Source organism: Phormidesmis sp. 146-33, from assembly GCF_052939515.1.
In genome coordinates, this window is record NZ_JBJPHU010000288.1 from 1 (window position 1) to 1,194 (window position 1,194).

Genomic DNA, 1,194 nt, shown 5'->3' on the forward strand with positions numbered 1-1,194 from the left:
GGTAGGGTTGATTTATTCTATGGGAAGGAAATGTAGGCTAAGAGAAGCGACCCTTCACACCGACCTCACTTCAGACTCATGACCTTGATTGACGCGCTACAAAGCATTCCTGACCCTCGCCGAGGGGCGGGACAGCGCTACCCCTTGTGGGTGTTTCTGCTGATAATCATTCTCGGCACGATGAGTGGCTATCGGGGCTACCGGGGATTATCCCGGTTCATGCTGCGCCACCAAGCGCATCTCGCCCAGCAGTTGGGGTTGCGCCGAGCAAAACTGCCGAGTTACTCAACGATTCGCCGCTTATTGCTGGAGATTGACTTTAACGCCGTCGCCGTTGCCTTCAGCCATTGGGCGCGGCAGGCAGGGTTAGTGCAAGCGGGCGACCATTGTGCCGTAGACGGCAAAGGCTTGAAAAACACCGTCACCGACTGCTACAGCGCCGAGCAAAACTTTGTCAACGTGGTCTCGGTGTTTCAGTTGGAGCAAGGTCTAGTGGTGGGGCAAGCCGCCTTTGACAATCAGCACCAAAGCGAGACCAAGGCGGTCTATGCGTTGCTAGAACGCTTGCAGTTGAGCGGGGTGACGGTGAGTCTGGATGCGTTGCACGCTCAAAAAAAACCGTCTCGCTGCTGCAAGCCCAAGGCAATGACGATGTGATTTGTGTCAAAGCGAATCAGAAGACCCTTTATCAACACTTACAGCAGGCGGCTCAAAGCGACGCGGTGTTCAGTGTTCATCTTCACAGCGAACAGACCCGCACTCGCCAAACGACTCGCGTTGCGTCGGTCTTTGCCTTACCACAGGAGGTTCGAGCCGTCTGGACGGGGGCGCAACAGGGCGTGGAGGTGAGGCGGTCGGGTCACCGTCAGGGAAAGCCCTTCGAGCAGTGCCGCTACTACATCACCAGTTGGACGCAAAAGGCAGACGCGCTGCAAGCTCGGATTCGAGCGCACTGGGGGATTGAGAATCCCCTGCACTGGGTCAAAGATGTGGTGTTGGGTGAGGATAGTAGCTCTATTGCAAAGCGAAATGCAGCCACGGTGATGGCGGTGATTCGCAACCTGGCGATTACTTTATTTCGTCGGGCGGGACATGCCTCAATCACGGAGGCAATTGATCTATACAGCAATCGCTTAGAGCAGTTGTTGCCGATGGTTGGCTTTCCCTCTGGCTAGAATAAATCAACCCTACCCC

General features: G+C 55.6%; 1 pseudogene. It reads left to right on the top strand.

Going from position 1 to position 1,194, the window contains the following annotated elements:
- The first annotated feature begins 78 nt into the window (after positions 1-78).
- Positions 79-1,175, top strand: a pseudogene (locus tag ACJ2PR_RS36030) (ISAs1 family transposase).
- Positions 1,176-1,194: the final 19 nt, after the last annotated feature.